Raw genomic sequence first — 16286 nt, forward strand, 5'->3', positions numbered from 1 at the left:
GGCTTGTTTTTTATGTGCGCATTTTACTTTTCTTGATAAGAAAATGCGCACAGAGGTTTATACTCTAGAAAAATGCGCACATAAATGCGCACATCTGACCTGGGGGAATAGAATAATGCGCACAGAACGCAGAAAAATGCGCACATAAAAAAGTAGCGTTGAGCTGCAGTAAGACAACAATGTGCGCATTTTAGGCCGATGTGCGCATTTTTCTTGAAACCTTTATACGTAACACGTACGTGATCGCGATCTTTTAAAGAAAATGTCTCTCTCGTATATAGGGTTAGCTATTTTTCACTGAAAATGCGCACATTTTATAATAAGCACAGGTAGTAATAGGTATTTGATGTGCGCTTTTTATTTCAAATAACATACATTATAAAAACTTATCAATTATTTACACCATCTGACCTGTACTTATGATGATTTTCCAATGTGCGCATTTTGTGCGCATTTTTGAAACCTGAAAAGCAAAATGCGCACATTGGGTTCTCTGACTATGGTGCTGTTGTCTTGGCTTTGCTTGGGCACCCCCCATGGGGGTCGATAGCCCTCGCGCTTATACCGAACACACCCTGGCTGGGACTATCGCCACTAAGTAGCGAGTCCGCCGCGCATTGAAGCCTTGCAAGCAATCATCCGCTGGACCATGCTGAACGCAGCATGCCTAGTGGGATGACGCCGTCAACCAGACAGCGAGTACTGCCGCAGAGACTATACAAACGTCCGAGATTTTTGTGTCGTGCAAAGATGAGAAGCAGTCCACCTCTACTGCTGCGCAGAGAAACCATATATTGCTTACGGCATTGCATCCCTAAAGCTCTGGATGATCTCCACTCTTTTTGAGCGCTGCTACATGCCTCGCTACCGTCGCTCTGGATACTCCAGTTTCCTTCTCAATCTCTAACCAAGAAGGAAAAGTTCCTATTTACTCTAGTTCTCAAGATTTTCTTAAGTGAGGTTTTTACCTACCTGCCTACCGGCAGGGGAACCGTATATTGCTTACGGTATGAGACCCCTAAAGCTCTGGATAATCTCCACTCTTTTTGAGCGCTGCTACATGCCTCGCTACCGTCGCTCTGGATACTCCGATTTCCTTCTCAATCTCTAACCAAGAAGGAAGGGTTCCTGTTTGTACGTACTGGTCGTTGACCATCTGACTAATACGCGACTTCGTCGAACGTCCCTGTGCTTTTTTTAACCTATGTGTCTTTTCAAGTTTCTGGATCTGGCGCTGCGCATATTCGCCCTGTGGATCTGTTTTCCAGCGTTGTGCGGCTTTCTGGCCACCTTTACGCCCCATAGTGGCTAATGCTTTGCGTTCGCTACTGCTCGTCTTTCTAGGCGCATGAGAACCGCTGTATGCGTTGTTCCTAGATTGGGTAACATAGCCTCTAACGCGTCTAGCCATCGTCTGGCGGTCACGCATAGGCGGCATCTCACTACGCCGTCCTGCCGCGCCCACGTGCTGCGCAATGTTGTACGCATGCTCATAGGCATCGATGATGGCCGCATCGGTGAGGCGTTGTCCAGCAGCACGGAGCCGGTGTCCGGTCTTTAAAGCATGGCGGAACGCCGTTTCATCACGGGCCGCGCACCCTTGACTAATCCAAAGGACACGGACGCCGTCGATCAGTTCTGGGTCATATTGATCAAGTCCTGCGCCTATTTCGTTTTCAACATCTTCTGCAAGAGCTTTGAAGGCTTGGGCTTCTTCTCGACGAGCCTTCACTGCATTGATGAGTTCACGACCAGAGCTAAATTGCTGACGCATGTTTTTACCGTACTGAGGGTGTCCAGCCATCTCACGCACCTGCCTTAGAAAGTCCTGGAGGCGAATGACGCGATCGTGTTGGTGATACCAGCGATATGCCTCTACTGACTTACCAGTATAAAAAGGACTACGACTAAAACGGTGCGCAAAGTGCGGGTCATGTGCGAGAAGAGCGCCTAACTCCTGGCTCGTAGCTTTTAGCAGCTCCATATTGCTGGAATGCTTATTTTTGCCGGTATACACCGGGTCAATCAGCCAAATAAACTGAGCTTTACCACTTAGCGGATTAATCCCGGCCCATGCTGGCCCAATGCCTCGCTGGACAAGGGCGAAGATAACGCTTTTAACATAAGCATTGAGATGAACTGGATGGCCTCCAGATTCTCCGGGCTGGTCAACATCAATAACCATAACCGCAGAATATTGCTTATTCGTCAGCATGACGTATTCACATCGACCGAGTTTCTCCGAATCAGTGCGATAAAGTCTCGGAACGCTGCGCTTCTTACCGGTTTCTTCATCTACCACGACACGGTAAGCACTTTGAAAGTCACGGCTGATAGAACCGTGTAGCGCATCACGCCCAAGATGCTGGAGAAGTTTTTCCCGGTCAAGCTGACTTGCCGGAGTATCATCTAGACCTGCGCAATCCTGGCGCACTCTAGATGGCGTACCAACACGCGCACCGGTCAAAGTGCCCGGAGAGGAATCATTAGATAGAATCATGCACATGCTTTCCCCCAGCTACTACTGGGTGATAAGCGAAGGTCACTTGGTTGCCGCCGAGTGGCCTTCTTTCGTCTTTAGTATCTCTCAACTGTAAAACACATGACTGTCATTTTGTGCGAGACACACATAAAGATATGTTTTACCTGCAGTAACAGTGTTTGAAATATATTGCAACAAATGCTAAAACCGCAGAGTATCCTGCATAGATACAAGACATCGACTATGGATCATAGGGGTTAGCGGTACTCATGTGTACTGCCGTCCAAATCAAAGGCTTGGTTGTCACCGAGGCAACCAGGACTACTCCAAGCACCACAGCCTCCAGGACTACAGATAACCAAAGAGCCTTTAAAGAGAAACCACATAGATAAACCCCAGTACTTTCTTCCTCACTGCCAATGCTCACTGGAGTGAACAATCCCTTGTGACTTTTGTCGAAGCTCCGCACAATGGTTATAGGCTGCTTCCCCCCGAACGGCCACTATGTATAAGTTCTAGCCCTGCCTCTCGCCCCTCAGGCAGGGCTAGAACTCGTTAATGATTTCTGAGTCAATCGAATACGAACACTTCAGAGTACTAAGAGTGCAACTCCTACGGTAATCATCCGTTCTCGCCACGTAACTACTAGATGAGGGCACCCCTACCGGTAATCACTAATACAGGGTGCCTATCGTGATGATTACTTTGACTGCTGCTCGTCCTTGGCGGCGACAATCATGTGCGCTAGCACCTCCAGGAACTTATTGAGGTTGCCTGGATCTGCCGTGATGGTTTCGAAGACTTCCTGAGACTCCCGGGCCGCCTGCACGAGTGCGCCGAACCCTTTGTTTTTAAAAGCGTCAGTGCCAGCAACCTGTGAGGGGTTATTTTTCCTGACTAATGCCTGCACAGGGGCTGCTAACTGTCTCCGGCGTAACTGAGCACTCCAGCTGGGATTCGTCTGTTCCACTCACCAATCTCGAACGCCTGCGAATCCAGTTGACATGGCCGGCTTCGTACCATGAGCACCAGCGACTGATCGGTGTTTGGTGGTGTCCGGCCCGTACCGGTCGTCACTGCCTTCGCCGACGTGGCAAGGAAGTCCACGGTTCTCATTAGACCGGGACCACTACTCTCCGACGCGCAGCGACACCGTCCAGCGGGTCGCCCCGCAGCATCGTTTCGCCACGAGGCGCATGTCGGACGCTCCAGCCATCGTCTGCAGCACGCGTGCGATGTGGCTCATACGACCACCCCCTTCTTGCGGAATACCTGCCAGGGGTATACTGTTGACTTGTACAGGTACCCGGTAGGGGTACTACAGAGACACAAGGAGGATACATAATGGCTTCGAACAATTACCAGGTGACGGGCATGACCTGCGGGCACTGCGAGATGTCGGTCCGCGAGGAAGTCGGTGAGATCCCCGGCGTCCAGGACATCCAGGTCAGCGCGCAGACCGGCAAGCTTAACGTCACCGCCGAGGGCGAGATTGACGATGCCAAGGTCCTCGCGGCGGTCGAGGAGGCCGGCTACTCGGCGGTGCGTGTCTGATGAAGGCCGGAGGACGGCTTGCGCTCTACGGGGCCGGGCTGGTGGTGGCGTTCGGCGGGGCCTTCGGCCTTGCCGGCGCCGTCATTCCTGACAGCTTCGTAGCAGCATGGGCAGAAGGAAGTGACGTGAACACACACGGTGAAGGACACGGCGGCGCTGCGCAAGAAACTGCGGAGCCCACTCTGAACGGGGTCTCCGCAAGCGCGGACGGCTTCGTACTTTCCCCAGTCCAGGCTCCCACGGCTGCAGGCGAGGATGGAGACCTGAGTTTCCAGATCCTCGACGAGTCCGGCGAAGCGGTGACCGAGTACACTACCGCGCACGAGAAGGACCTGCATCTGATCGCCGTTCGCACCGATGGTACTGGTTTCCAGCACGTGCACCCCGAGCTTGACACGAGCACAGGCACTTGGTCGGTGCCGTGGACCTGGGACGAGGCGGGCACCTACCGCGTGTACGCCGACTTCACACCCGAGGGCGAGGGAGCCGAAGGGATCACCCTGACTCGCGCCGTCGAGGTGGCGGGCGACTTCGCCCCTGTTGAGACCGAGTCACAGACCACCGACGAGGTCGACGGATACACCGTCTCCCTGAATGGCGACCTTACCGCCGGCACCTCAAGCGAGCTCACCATCTCGGTCGAGCGCGACGGTCAGCCGGTGACCACGCTGGAGCCCTACCTGGGCGCGTTTGGCCACCTGGTGGCGCTGCGCGAAGGCGACCTCGCCTACTTGCACGTCCACGCCGAGGGCGACGAGCCCCAGGCCAGGGACACGGCCGGACCCGAGATCGGATTCGCAGCGGAGGCCCCGACCGCCGACCGTTACCTGCTCTACCTGGACTTCCAGGTCGATGGGCAGGTGCACACCGCCGAGTTCGTGATCGACGCCGAGCATGGTGACGGCTCGCAGACAGACGATTCGCATACCGGCGGCCACTGACCCGCAGGGCCTGGCGTCGCACGAGAGATGAAGAGAGAAGGAAGAGGATGAGTACATTAGCGCCCCCCATCGGTGGGCCGGACATCGAGCTGGAGATCGGCGGGATGACCTGCGCCTCCTGTGCGAACCGGATCGAGAAGAAGCTGAACAAGCTCGAGGGCGTCGCGGCCACGGTCAACTACGCCACCGAGAAGGCCAAGGTCACCGTGCCTGCCGGCTACGATCCGGGCCTGCTGGTCGCCGAGGTCGAGAAGACCGGCTACACGGCTGCGCTGCCCAAGCCCAAGGGCACCACGGCGAACACGTCGGAGACCGAGGCCGGGGAGGAGGAAGACACTGAGCTCACCTCGCTGCGCCATCGGCTAGTCGGCGCCATTGTGCTCACGGTTCCCGTGATCGCCATGGCCATGATCCCCGCACTGCAGTTCGTATATTGGCAGTGGGCCTCACTCGCGCTTGCCGCCCCGGTGATCATCTGGGCAGCCTGGCCGTTCCATAAGGCCGCATGGACGAACCTCAAGCACGGTACCGCGACGATGGACACACTCATCTCGATGGGCACCTCGGTCGCACTGCTGTGGTCCGTCTACGCACTATTCTTCGGAACCGCTGGCACACCCGGGATGACGCACCCGTTCGAGTTCACGATCGCTCCCTCGGATGGCGCGGCGAACATCTATCTCGAAGTTGGCGCGGGCGTGACGATGTTCATCCTCGCCGGCCGCTACTTCGAGAAGCGCTCCAAACGCCAGGCCGGGGCCGCGCTGCGCGCCCTCCTGGAGCTCGGCGCGAAGGAAGTCGCCGTGCTCCGCGACGGCGTTGAGGTGAAGATCCCCACCTCTGACCTCCAGGTCGGCGACGAGTTCATCGTTCGTCCGGGTGAGAAGATCGCCACCGACGGCATCGTGGTCTCCGGCTCCTCCGCGGTGGACGCCTCCATGCTCACCGGCGAGTCCGTACCGGTCGAGGTCCGCGAGGGCGACTCGGTCACCGGTGCCACCGTCAACGCGGGCGGCCGCCTTGTCGTGCGGGCGACCCGTGTCGGTTCGGACACGCAGCTTGCGCAGATGGCGAAGCTCGTCGAGGATGCGCAGACTGGCAAGGCCGAGGTGCAGCGTCTGGCTGACACGATCTCCGGCGTGTTCGTGCCGATCGTCATCGTCGTCGCGTTCATCACCCTCGGCGCCTGGCTGGGAGCCGGATTCCCCGTCGCCGCCGCGTTCACCGCAGCGGTCGCCGTGCTCGTTATCGCCTGCCCCTGCGCGCTGGGACTCGCGACTCCGACCGCGCTGCTGGTCGGCACCGGCCGCGGGGCGCAGATGGGCATCCTCATCAAGGGCCCAGAGGTGCTGGAGTCCACCCGCAAGGTCGATACCGTCGTGCTCGACAAGACCGGTACCGTCACCAGCGGCAAGATGACCCTGACAGATGTGATCACCGAATCCGGTGTGGACCGTGCCGAGCTGCTGCGCTTCGCGGGTGCGTTGGAGGACTCCTCGGAGCACCCGATCGCGCAGGCGATCGCCAAGGGCGCCACCCAGGAAGTCGGCCAGTTGCCCACGCCCGAGGACTTCGCCAATGTTGAAGGCAAGGGCGTGCAGGGCATCGTCGAGGGCACCCCGGTCGTCGTCGGACGCGAGTCGCTGCTGGCCGACTGGTCACAGAAGCTCTCTCCGGAGGTCGCACGGGCGAAGGCTCAAGCTGAGGGTGAAGGCAAGACGGTCGTCGCGATCGGCTGGGACGGTGCTGCGCGCGGCATCCTCGTCGTCGCCGACACCGTCAAGCCCACGAGCGCGGAGGCGATCCGCGGGCTCAAGGAGATCGGCCTGACCCCGGTGCTGCTCACCGGTGACAATGAGGCCGTGGCCCGCCAGATCGCCGCCGAGGTCGGCATCGAGGAGGTCATCGCCGAGGTGCTGCCCAAGGACAAGGTCGACGTCGTCACCCGTCTCCAGGGCGAGGGCAAGATCGTCGCGATGGTCGGCGACGGCGTCAACGACGCCCCCGCGCTCGCGCAGGCCGATCTGGGCCTGGCGATGGGCACCGGCACGGACGTCGCGATCGAGGCCTCCGACATCACCCTGGTCCGCGGCGACCTGCGGGCCGCGGTCGACGCGATCCGTCTGTCTCGGAAGACACTTTCGACGATCAAGACCAACCTGTTCTGGGCATTCGCCTATAACACCGCCGCGATCCCAGTCGCAGCGCTGGGCATGCTCAACCCCATGCTCGCAGGCGCGGCGATGGCGTTCTCCAGCGTCTTCGTCGTCGGCAACAGCCTCCGCCTGCGCGGGTTCAAGAGCGTCGCCACGAAGTGACGAACGAGAACCCACCCATCCATACCAATCCGATACAGAACCCACCCATCCATACGAATCCGATACAGAAGGAACACCAGAAAATGAGCAACTGCTGTAGCACGAACGAGACTAACCCCGCCGCCGAGAACGGTGGACGCGAGAACCTGCTCGGCGGGGGCGCCGATGACATGACCACCTGCCCGGTCATGGTCGGCACCCCGGTCAGCAAGAAGACCGCCGAGGCCGCCGGCCTCTACCGCGACTTCAAGGGCGAGCGCTACTACTTCTGCTGCGCCGGCTGCGGCCCCGCATTTGATTCGGACCCCGCCAAATACGCCGCCAACATGGCGTAATCCACCAGCGTGCCGGGGTGCCGCGGCACCGCTGCGGCACCCCGGCACCTGATCGGAGCGAACCGACATGACCACCCCGACCTCAATGACCGAACCTCACATCGACACCTGCCCGGCGGGAGGCGACGGCGATCCGTCCGTCCACGGATACATCAGCGACAAGGCGACGTACCGCAATCGCCTGCGGCGCCTCGAAGGCCAAATCCGCGGCATCGATCGGATGATCGATGAGGACCGCTACTGCATCGACATCTTCACCCAGATCTCCGCAGCCACCAGGGCACTCGAAAACGTCGCCCTCGGACTGCTCGACGATCACCTCAAGCATTGCGTCCTCGACGCCGCCCTCGCCGGTGGACCAGTCAGCGAGCAGAGGCTCGGCGAGGCATCCGAGGCCATCGCCCGTCTCGTTCGCTCCTGACGCCCGCACACCAAATCGATCACGACCTGCAGCCCAGGAGTTTCCCTATGACCACACAACACGTCCTCATCCTCGGTTCAGGAGCAGCCGGAGCCGCAGCCGCCCGCACTCTCGCCACACGTGACGACGTCCGGGTGACGATGGTGACCCGCACCGGGGAGACGCCTTACACGCGAATGCTCATCAAAGGAATCGCGTTCGGCCCGACCCCGCCGGAGATGATCAAGCTCCCGCTACCTCAGATTGAGGTCATCGCCGACACCGTGCTCGATGTCGATACTACGGCGAAGCGGGTCCAACTGACCTCCGGCGCGCAGGTCTCCTACGACGCGCTCATTGTCGCGACAGGGAGCGTGCCCCGCTCTCTGCCCGCGGGTGTACTCGAAGGCGACGACGTCGGACAAGGCCGGGTCACTGCTCTGCACTCCTTGGAAGATGCCATGGGTATCCGCGATCTGCTGACCAGCCTGGCACGGCCGGCGCGAGTGACGATCTATGGCGGCGGAATCATCGCAGCCGAGACCGCTTCGTCGCTGCAAGCCGACGGACACATGGTCATGCTGGTCTCTCGCAGTTCTGTTCCCGGCATCGGAGCGTTTGGGGCGCCGGTGGCTGAGCGCCTCGCCGCTGACCATGCCGCCAAGGTGCAGACTCGATTCGGTCGCACTCTCCAGCATGTCGACGAAACAGAATCCGGTGTTGCCATCACCCTCGACGACGATCAACGCATCGTGGCCGACTTACTCCTCGTTGCGCTCGGCACGACGCCCGCAGCCCCGTCGCCGTGGACGAACGGCATCGACGTCGATGATCGCCTCCGTGCCGCAGCAGACCACGTCTACGCCGCCGGAGGTGTAGCTACGCATCACGACGAAGCACTGGGCGTCTGGCGCATCGACCATTGGGAAGACGCCGCCGCGCAGGGCACGCACGCCGCACAGGCCGCACTGCACGACCTCGACATCAGCGACGATCCGGGCACCTACCTGCCGCGCAGCCCCTACATGGCGCTGGTCTACGGTCAGATGATCTCCGGAGTCGGGTACACCGCTGGTGCAGACGCCCAGGTGGAAGCCGGCGAGGAGTTCATCGTGCGCCACGAGACCGACGGCACCGTCGTCGGCGTCACCGGCATCGACGCGGTCGGCACCGTCTACCAGTGGGGTCAGCAGCTCCACGGCCTGCAGGCATAGACGATGGCGGGCGACTATACGAGGCAGATCCCGCGGCGGGGTTTCGCGCTCGCGATGGCAGCGACCATTCTCATGATGGCGGCTGCCAGCGCGCCGTCGTTGTTCTACCCCCAGATCGCAGAACAGCTCGGACTCGTCCCCGTCGCCACCACACTCGTATTCGCGGTCTACACCTTCACCCTCCTGGCCGCGCTGCTCTACCTCGGACCGCTCTCCGATCACATCGGCCGACGTCCGGTCGTAACCGCCGGTTCCCTGGCGCTGGCACTCAGCCTGGCCATGTTCTGGTTCGCCGACAGCCTCGCGACACTCCTGGTCGCCCGCGCTCTGCAAGGACTCGCAGCGGGTCTGCTCATCCCGGCCCTGTCGGCGATGATGATCGACTTCGAGCCGCCGTCGCATCCGAACATCGCAGCCCTGTGGAACACGATCGGGCCGATGATCGGTCTCGGGACCGGGGCACTCGGTGCTGCGCTGCTCCTCGATCTCACCCCCGAACCGACAGCTGCGGTCTTCGGCCCGCTCGTGCTCGCCTTCCTCACCGTGGCAGCGACGGTGTGGAGCACACCGGAACTGGTCCCCAAGACCCGGATACGACGTGGCGACCTCCGCCCGCGGTTTATGGTGCCACTGCACCTGCGCCGCATGTTCACCGCCGGTGTGCCCGCGATTATCGCCGGGTGGGCGACCAACGGACTCTTCCTCGCGCTCGGAGCCGGCCTCGTCGGCAGTGAGCTCGGGGGCTCCACGCACACCCACGCGGGCATCGTCATCTTCGCACTGGCGATCTCCGGAATCACCGCCTCGTCCGTCCTGCAGCGGCGTTCCGCCCGCACCATCAGCCTGTATGCGACCAGCGCCCTGGCATTCGGCACCGCAGCGAGCATCGTCGCCCTCGCACTCGGTTCCTACCCGGCCTACGTCGTGTCGGTCGCGATCGTCGGTTCCGGGTTCGGCACAGCGTTCCTCGGGGTGCTGCGCACACTCATGCCCCACACGGCATCGTCGGAACGCGCCGCCGTGATGGCTGTGATCTACACGGTCGCCTACCTGGCATTCGGCGTGCCCACCATCGTCGCCGGGTTGCTCGTGCCGGTACTCACCCTGTCAGGAACGATGACAGTCCTCGGTGCGATCATCATCGCCCTCAGCCTTGCAGCCACCGTCCTACGCCTGCGCATTCCTTAGCCGGCCGCAGATCCGGCAGAGACTGACGACTTCTCCGAACTCCCCACCGACTCTCGCCGCCGAACCGCACCCGACCAAGAAGAGCAGCCATGACCTATGCGATCGCGCTTCCCTGCGCGGACGTCAAGGACCGCGCCTGCATCGACGAATGTCCTGTCGACTGCATCTACGAGGGCGAACGCTCGCTCTACATCCATCCCGACGAATGCGTTGACTGCGGAGCCTGCGAACCGGTTTGTCCCGTCGAGGCCATCTACTACGAAGACGACCTGCCCGACGAATGGTCTGACTACTACAAGGCCAACGTCGAGTTCTTCGACGAATTTGGTTCTCCCGGTGGAGCCGCGAAGATCGGACCGGCGGGCTTCGACCATCCCCTCATCGCCGCATTGCCCATCCAACATGAGCAGTCCCTCTGAGAAGGACAATTCGATCGATTCACGCCGGTACAACGCGCAATCCTTGACTAGTACCCCTGGGGGGTATAGGGTAGGTGTCATGATGAAAGGAGCTGACATGCAGAGGAGACTGCGAGCAGGGCTGGCAGCAGGAGTGCTCGGAGTGACACTCGTGCTCGCCGGTTGCAGCAGCGGAGCAGACGAAGACCAGCAGACCGACCCTTCGGCTACTGAGGAGCAGGGCCACGGCGGCGACAATGCAGAAAGCGGAGATGAGGAAATGGATCACTCGATGGAGCACCCGATGGACGGCGGACCGGCACCCGAGGGTATCGCCGAAGCCAGTGACCCCACATACCCGGTCGGCACAGAGGTACAGCTCACGGCCGACCACATGGAAGGCATGGACGGTGCGACAGCGACGATCTCCGGCGCATTCGACACGTACACGTACTCCGTGAACTACACTAACGCAGGTGGCGGCGACCCCGTCACGGACCACAAGTGGGTCGTGCAGGAAGAAATCGAGGATGCCGGCGACGAGCGCCTGACCGATGGCACAGCGGTGACGCTGCTCGCCAAGCACATGGAGGGCATGGAGGGCGCGAGGGCCACCATCGCTTCGTCCACCGATGAGACGGTCTACATGGTCGACTACGAGACGGACGGCATGAAGATGACGAACCACAAGTGGGTCGTCGAGAGCGAGATCCAACCAGCGCCCTGAGCCGACGTTCGCTTGCCCGGCGACCGGGTGAGCGGCATGGCTCGATGACGAAGGAGAAGAACGATGACGGACCCGAACTCACACCAGCACCACGGTCACGGAACCGATGCACCCGCTCACGGCGAGCATCACCACGGGTCTGTGTCCGCACACGCCTCGGCGGAGGCGCACGGCACGCACGAGGGCCAGCACACTGGACACCAGGGCCACGCCATGAACCACGGGCAGCACTCAGACCACACGGGCCTCGATGAGAACGGTGTCCACGGAGATCACAGCGGCCATGGCGGCCACGGAGATCACAGCGGCCATGGCGGCCACGGGGACCACGTTGGCCAGTTCCGCCGGCTGTTTTGGATCAACCTCGTCATCGCCATCCCCGCGGTCACCCTCTCGCCGATGTTCTCCATGCTGCTGGGCTACGAGGTCCCCGGCTGGGCGGGCTGGGTCGCCGCGGTACTGGGCACCGTCATGTACGTCTGGGGCGGCAGGCCCTTCCTCACCGGCGCCGTCAGCGAGTTGAAGTCCCGCAAGCCCGGGATGATGCTGCTCATCGCTCTGGCGATCACGGTGGCCTTCTTCGCCTCCTGGGCCGCGACCCTCGGGCTTGTCCATCACGAGCTGGAGTTCTGGTGGGAGCTGGCGCTGCTGATCGTGATCATGCTGCTGGGCCACTGGATCGAGATGCGCTCCCTGGCCCAGACCACCTCGGCGCTCGACTCGTTGGCTGCACTGCTGCCCGACGAGGCCGAGCGCGTCGAGGGCGAGAACGTCGTTAAGGTGGCCCCAGCCGACCTCGTTGTGGGTGACGTCGTGATCGTGCGCCCCGGCGGCAGCGTTCCGGCCGACGGCACCATCGTCGACGGCCGCGCCGACATGGACGAGTCCATGATCACCGGCGAGTCCCGCCCGGTCTCTCGGGGCGAGGGCGAGACAGCTACCGCCGGCACCGTCGCCACCGACTCCGGCCTGCGGGTGAAAATCACCGCCACCGGCGACGACACCGCCCTGGCCGGGATCAACCGGCTCGTCACCGAGGCCCAGAACTCCTCCTCCCGCGCCCAGCGGATCGCCGACAAGGCCGCGGCCTGGCTGTTCTGGTTCGCTCTCGGCGCGGCGCTGGTCACCGCTGTCGTCTGGACGCTCATCGGCATGCCCGACGAGGCCGTGGTCCGTACCATCACCGTACTCGTCATCGCCTGCCCCCACGCCCTCGGCCTGGCGATCCCGCTCGTGGTCTCCATCGCCACCGAGCGCGCCGCCCGCGGCGGCGTGCTGGTCAAGGACCGCCTCGCCCTGGAGTCGATGCGGCAGGTCGACGCAGTGCTCTTCGACAAGACCGGCACACTGACCAAGGGCGAGCCCACCGTCACCGGCGTCGAACCGACCGGCGACCTCGACGCCGACCAGGTCCTCGCCCTCGCGGCCTCGGCCGAGGCCGACAGCGAGCACCCGCTCGCCAAGGCCATCGTCGCCGCCGCCAAGGACAAGGGCCTCGCCCTTCAGCAGGCCAGCGGCTTCTCATCCTCGCCCGCCGTCGGAGTCACCGCGACTGTCGCCGGCCAGGAGGTCCGCGTCGGCGGCCCCCGGCTGCTTGAGGAGACCGGCCAGCACGAGGTCGGCACAGCCGAGGAATGGCGTTCTGAGGGCGCGATCATCCTGCACGTCCTCCGCGACGGCCAGGTGGTCGGCGGCCTCAAGCTCGCCGACGAGATCCGCCCCGAATCCCGCAACGCCGTCGACGCCCTCCACGCCCTGAGCGTCGAGGTCGTCATGATCACCGGCGACGCCGAGGCCGTGGCGAACGAGGTCGGACGGGAGCTCGGCATCGACCGCGTCTTCGCCGGCGTCCGCCCCGAGGACAAGTCCGCCAAGGTCGCCCAACTGCAGCACGAGGGCAAGAAGGTCGCCATGGTCGGCGACGGCGTCAACGACGCCCCGGCACTGGCCCAGGCCGACGTCGGCATCGCGATCGGCGCCGGCACCGATGTCGCCATCGCCTCGGCCGGGGTGATCCTGGCCAGCTCCGACCCCCGGTCGGTGCTCTCCATCATCCAGCTCTCACGACGCGCATACGGTAAGATGAAGCAGAACCTGTGGTGGGCCGCCGGATACAACCTCATCTCCGTGCCGCTTGCGGCCGGCATCCTGGCACCGGTGGGATTCGTCCTGCCAATGTCGATCGGCGCGATCCTGATGTCGGCCTCCACCGTGGTCGTCGCGCTCAACGCCCAACTCCTGCGGCGCATCGACCTCACACCCGAAGCCAGCACGCGTTCCGTCCTGGAACGCCAGAAGTAAGGACATGCCCATGTCTGTCGACACCGATTCTCATCAGCACGGATACATCAACGACAAGGAGCGCTACCTCGGCCGTATGAAGCGCATTGAGGGTCAAGCCCGAGGGATCGCGAAGATGATCGATGAAGAGAAATACTGCATCGACATCCTCACCCAGGTATCCGCCCTGACCCGCGCCCTCCAGGGGGTCGCGACCGGTCTACTCGACGATCATCTCAAGCACTGTGTGCTCGACGCAGCGAAGCTCAGCGACGAGGCGGCCGTCGAGAAGATACAGGAAGCCACCGACGCCATCAACCGACTCGTCCGCTCCTAATCCCGGACCCCGAGGCCGCGTTCCAGGACACGGCGGGAAGCCCTCACGACGCCCTCCACGCCTGATCCTCACCGACACGCCGTCCGCCCGCGATGCGCCCACTTTCGCTCAACGGGCCAGGCGAGCCGGCGCCCACGGCGTGCGCTTGCAGGCCGCGGCCGGGCTGCTGCGCATGAGTGCGGTGTACCAACGCCCCGTGGTCCGCTCGACCGCACCCCTACGATCCTCGTCCTTCGCACGCTCCATTCCGACCCCGAGCTGCAGTGCGACGTCACCGTCGAAACCCTGACCGCGACCGTCGACCCCCTGTCCCTCGAACTGCCGGAGACCTCGCTGGCACCCGCTTGGACCAGCGTCGAACCCCCACAACACGGGTGGAGATACATTGCGGACGTGTCCAGTCTGACGCTGATGCGTAGCGTCCGTGCCGGCATCGAGGCCGTGGCCCAAGCACTTCCCGACAAACCCGGCGACGATGTCGCCCGCAAGATCCGGGGCATGGTCTGGGGCACCCCGGACACAGCCCTCGCGTCGCTGCCACAAGGCGTCGCGTTCGCCGCCTACGTCTTCGGGTTCCTCAGCTCCGAAGGAGAGGCCGCGATCTCCACCGCCGGCCGCTGGACGCGGTTGACCCTTCCGACTGGACACGTACTCCTGCGCGGACCCGTCGTCTCTGGCCTCACCTCAATCCGCCGCACCCGGCCACGCGTCTCCGAGTCCTTCAAACCAATCGGATAATACTTGATACCCCATAGGGGTAAAGGGTAGGATTGGTGACTATGAGAGAGGCTGAACACGCGCACGCCACGTATGACACACCGCACCTGGATGCGGCCGGGATCGTGAGTCGGCAGCAACGCGAGTCCGGCGACTTCTACCTATTGACCGGTGTACATGCCGGGCATCAGCAGCAGGAACGCATCCCTGCGGGTTCAACCTCGAACTCGCGACCAAACTGACTAAGGAGGCATTATGCCCCGTTTTTCCCGATTGACCCCTGAGACCGCAGTGGGGAGCTCACGAGACTTGCTCGGCGATCTCGTCGAGCGGCACGGCGAGGTCGGAGACATGGTCTCGACGATGGCGCATTCCCCGGCGGTGCTCGGCGGTTATCTCCAGCTGAGCAAAGCCATGCGTCGCGCCAAGCTCGACCGCAAGGTCAGCGAGCTCGTTTCGATCGCCGTGCAGTCGCAGCAAGGATGCGGAATGTGCCTGGCCTCGCACATCAGCGCGGCACGATCACTCGGGGTCAGCGATAACGAGATCGCACTCGCCCAGCAGGGTACGGCGATGACCGGCCCGGTCGCGGCGATGATCGCGCTCGGCCTCCAGGTCTACCGTGAGCCTGCGTCGATCACCGACGAGCAGATCGACGAGCTTCGGGGGTTCGGGTACAGCGACCGTGAGATCTCTGATGTCGTCGGGGTCGTGTCGCTGAACATTCTCACCGGCGCCTTCAACCTGGTTGCCAGCCTCACGCCGGGCGACTGATCTTGCCGGCGACTTGGCGCCTTGGCCGAGAGGATAGGCAGCGGTCTGCAAAACCTTGTACACGGGTTCGAGTCCCGTAGGCACCTCCACTTTCCGCCGAATCCAATAAGGCACGCGTCGCAGGAAGCGGGCAGTCCACCCTCGGGCGCGCCGGAACCTCTGAGCTTCATTTCGCATCGAGCGACAGATCACACTCGACAATATCGTCATAGAGCGATATAATCGCTATATGACTATGAATCAACAAGAGGGGGCAACCCTCGACGAGGTGGCGACAGCAGCGTACGCCCACCTGTTCCAGGCATTTGCAGAACCGACGAGGTTGGCGATCGTGCAGCACCTCGCCTCGGGCGAGCACCGGGTCCGCGATCTGGTCGAGCACATGGGCCTGGCCCAGTCCACGGTAAGCAAACATGTCGGCTTTCTCGTTGAGTGCGGCCTGGCGACGATGCGCCCGGAAGGGCGCTCCACCTGGTACTCGCTGACACAGCCCGAACTCCTGCGTACCCTCGTCGCCGCTGCCGAATGCCTCCTCGATGCCACCGGCACGCAGGCCCTGCTCTGCACGCACCTGCGACTCCCACATACCCACCACGCGACAGATACGGAGAAGAAGTAGAC

16 protein-coding genes and 1 tRNA gene are annotated in these 16286 nt (G+C 62.2%); 15 read left to right on the forward strand and 2 right to left on the reverse strand.

What is annotated here, in order from left to right; translation table 11 throughout:
• Positions 1-1018: 1018 nt before the first annotated feature.
• Positions 1019-2500, reverse strand: coding sequence for a replication initiation protein (locus IDM48_RS11235; RefSeq protein ID WP_168615670.1), 1482 nt, complete (start codon positions 2498-2500; stop codon positions 1019-1021).
• 682 nt (positions 2501-3182) lie between these two features.
• Positions 3183-3452 (reverse strand): hypothetical protein, encoded by a 270-nt coding sequence (locus IDM48_RS11240; RefSeq protein ID WP_136649424.1) that lies wholly within the window; start codon positions 3450-3452, stop codon positions 3183-3185.
• 374 nt (positions 3453-3826) lie between these two features.
• Here IDM48_RS11240 and IDM48_RS11245 point away from each other — a divergent pair, with 374 nt between their 5' ends.
• The 15 genes from IDM48_RS11245 (at position 3827) to IDM48_RS11315 (ending at position 16284) form a co-directional block, all read left to right on the forward strand.
• Complete coding sequence (locus IDM48_RS11245) at positions 3827-4036, forward strand: heavy-metal-associated domain-containing protein (protein ID WP_070478508.1); 210 nt, start codon at positions 3827-3829, stop codon at positions 4034-4036.
• Positions 4036-4977 (forward strand): hypothetical protein, encoded by a 942-nt coding sequence (locus IDM48_RS11250; RefSeq protein WP_070478510.1) that lies wholly within the window; start codon positions 4036-4038, stop codon positions 4975-4977. Before IDM48_RS11245 ends, IDM48_RS11250 begins: the two co-directional genes overlap by 1 nt.
• Before the next feature lie 47 nt (positions 4978-5024).
• On the forward strand, positions 5025-7295 hold the full coding sequence (locus IDM48_RS11255) for a heavy metal translocating P-type ATPase (RefSeq protein WP_070478511.1): 2271 nt from the start codon (positions 5025-5027) through the stop codon (positions 7293-7295).
• Between the two features lie 83 nt (positions 7296-7378).
• Positions 7379-7630, forward strand: a complete 252-nt coding sequence (locus IDM48_RS11260) for a YHS domain-containing protein (RefSeq protein WP_070478513.1) — start codon at positions 7379-7381, stop codon at positions 7628-7630.
• Between the two features lie 67 nt (positions 7631-7697).
• Positions 7698-8051 carry a metal-sensitive transcriptional regulator gene (locus IDM48_RS11265; RefSeq protein ID WP_083290896.1) on the forward strand — a complete coding sequence of 118 codons (354 nt, stop codon included), beginning with the start codon at positions 7698-7700 and terminating at the stop codon, positions 8049-8051.
• 47 nt (positions 8052-8098) lie between these two features.
• Positions 8099-9244, forward strand: a complete 1146-nt coding sequence (locus tag IDM48_RS11270) for an FAD-dependent oxidoreductase (RefSeq protein ID WP_070478515.1) — start codon at positions 8099-8101, stop codon at positions 9242-9244.
• Positions 9245-9247: 3 nt separating this feature from the next.
• On the forward strand, positions 9248-10432 hold the full coding sequence (locus tag IDM48_RS11275) for an MFS transporter (protein ID WP_144690930.1): 1185 nt from the start codon (positions 9248-9250) through the stop codon (positions 10430-10432).
• 89 nt (positions 10433-10521) lie between these two features.
• Positions 10522-10851 carry a ferredoxin gene (fdxA, locus tag IDM48_RS11280; RefSeq protein WP_070478519.1) on the forward strand — a complete coding sequence of 110 codons (330 nt, stop codon included), beginning with the start codon at positions 10522-10524 and terminating at the stop codon, positions 10849-10851.
• A gap of 97 nt (positions 10852-10948) precedes the next feature.
• Positions 10949-11557, forward strand: a complete 609-nt coding sequence (locus tag IDM48_RS11285) for a YdhK family protein (RefSeq protein WP_070478521.1) — start codon at positions 10949-10951, stop codon at positions 11555-11557.
• Positions 11558-11620: 63 nt separating this feature from the next.
• The gene (locus IDM48_RS11290; protein ID WP_070478523.1) at positions 11621-13858 is read left to right on the forward strand and encodes a heavy metal translocating P-type ATPase; all 2238 of its coding nucleotides are present in this window, start codon (positions 11621-11623) and stop codon (positions 13856-13858) included.
• A gap of 10 nt (positions 13859-13868) precedes the next feature.
• Positions 13869-14174: a metal-sensitive transcriptional regulator gene (locus IDM48_RS11295; protein WP_070478524.1), complete on the forward strand. Its 306-nt coding sequence runs from the start codon at positions 13869-13871 to the stop codon at positions 14172-14174.
• A 333-nt stretch (positions 14175-14507) separates the two neighbouring features.
• Positions 14508-14912 carry a DUF8185 domain-containing protein gene (locus tag IDM48_RS11300; RefSeq protein WP_473938815.1) on the forward strand — a complete coding sequence of 135 codons (405 nt, stop codon included), beginning with the start codon at positions 14508-14510 and terminating at the stop codon, positions 14910-14912.
• Between the two features lie 234 nt (positions 14913-15146).
• The gene (locus IDM48_RS11305) at positions 15147-15665 is read left to right on the forward strand and encodes a carboxymuconolactone decarboxylase family protein (RefSeq protein ID WP_202939942.1); all 519 of its coding nucleotides are present in this window, start codon (positions 15147-15149) and stop codon (positions 15663-15665) included.
• Positions 15666-15680: 15 nt separating this feature from the next.
• Positions 15681-15754: transfer RNA gene (locus IDM48_RS11310), tRNA-Cys, on the forward strand.
• A gap of 146 nt (positions 15755-15900) precedes the next feature.
• Positions 15901-16284 (forward strand): ArsR/SmtB family transcription factor, encoded by a 384-nt coding sequence (locus tag IDM48_RS11315; RefSeq protein WP_228008270.1) that lies wholly within the window; start codon positions 15901-15903, stop codon positions 16282-16284.
• Positions 16285-16286: the final 2 nt, after the last annotated feature.

Source organism: Rothia amarae, assembly GCF_014705945.2.
Taxonomy (GTDB): domain Bacteria; phylum Actinomycetota; class Actinomycetes; order Actinomycetales; family Micrococcaceae; genus Rothia; species Rothia amarae.

What these genes read in the sequence shown, in the direction of transcription:
- fdxA (WP_070478519.1), top strand. Translation starts at nt 10,522, where the DNA reads ATGACCTATGCGATCGCGCTTCCCTGCGCGGACGTCAAGGACCGCGCC.
- IDM48_RS11260 (WP_070478513.1), top strand. Translation starts at nt 7,379, where the DNA reads ATGAGCAACTGCTGTAGCACGAACGAGACTAACCCCGCCGCCGAGAAC.
- IDM48_RS11235 (WP_168615670.1), bottom strand. Translation starts at nt 2,500, where the DNA reads ATGATTCTATCTAATGATTCCTCTCCGGGCACTTTGACCGGTGCGCGT.
- IDM48_RS11255 (WP_070478511.1), top strand. Translation starts at nt 5,025, where the DNA reads ATGAGTACATTAGCGCCCCCCATCGGTGGGCCGGACATCGAGCTGGAG.
- IDM48_RS11290 (WP_070478523.1), top strand. Translation starts at nt 11,621, where the DNA reads ATGACGGACCCGAACTCACACCAGCACCACGGTCACGGAACCGATGCA.
- IDM48_RS11265 (WP_083290896.1), top strand. Translation starts at nt 7,698, where the DNA reads ATGACCACCCCGACCTCAATGACCGAACCTCACATCGACACCTGCCCG.
- IDM48_RS11270 (WP_070478515.1), top strand. Translation starts at nt 8,099, where the DNA reads ATGACCACACAACACGTCCTCATCCTCGGTTCAGGAGCAGCCGGAGCC.
- IDM48_RS11250 (WP_070478510.1), top strand. Translation starts at nt 4,036, where the DNA reads ATGAAGGCCGGAGGACGGCTTGCGCTCTACGGGGCCGGGCTGGTGGTG.
- IDM48_RS11295 (WP_070478524.1), top strand. Translation starts at nt 13,869, where the DNA reads ATGTCTGTCGACACCGATTCTCATCAGCACGGATACATCAACGACAAG.
- IDM48_RS11245 (WP_070478508.1), top strand. Translation starts at nt 3,827, where the DNA reads ATGGCTTCGAACAATTACCAGGTGACGGGCATGACCTGCGGGCACTGC.
- IDM48_RS11275 (WP_144690930.1), top strand. Translation starts at nt 9,248, where the DNA reads ATGGCGGGCGACTATACGAGGCAGATCCCGCGGCGGGGTTTCGCGCTC.
- IDM48_RS11285 (WP_070478521.1), top strand. Translation starts at nt 10,949, where the DNA reads ATGCAGAGGAGACTGCGAGCAGGGCTGGCAGCAGGAGTGCTCGGAGTG.
- IDM48_RS11305 (WP_202939942.1), top strand. Translation starts at nt 15,147, where the DNA reads ATGCCCCGTTTTTCCCGATTGACCCCTGAGACCGCAGTGGGGAGCTCA.
- IDM48_RS11315 (WP_228008270.1), top strand. Translation starts at nt 15,901, where the DNA reads ATGAATCAACAAGAGGGGGCAACCCTCGACGAGGTGGCGACAGCAGCG.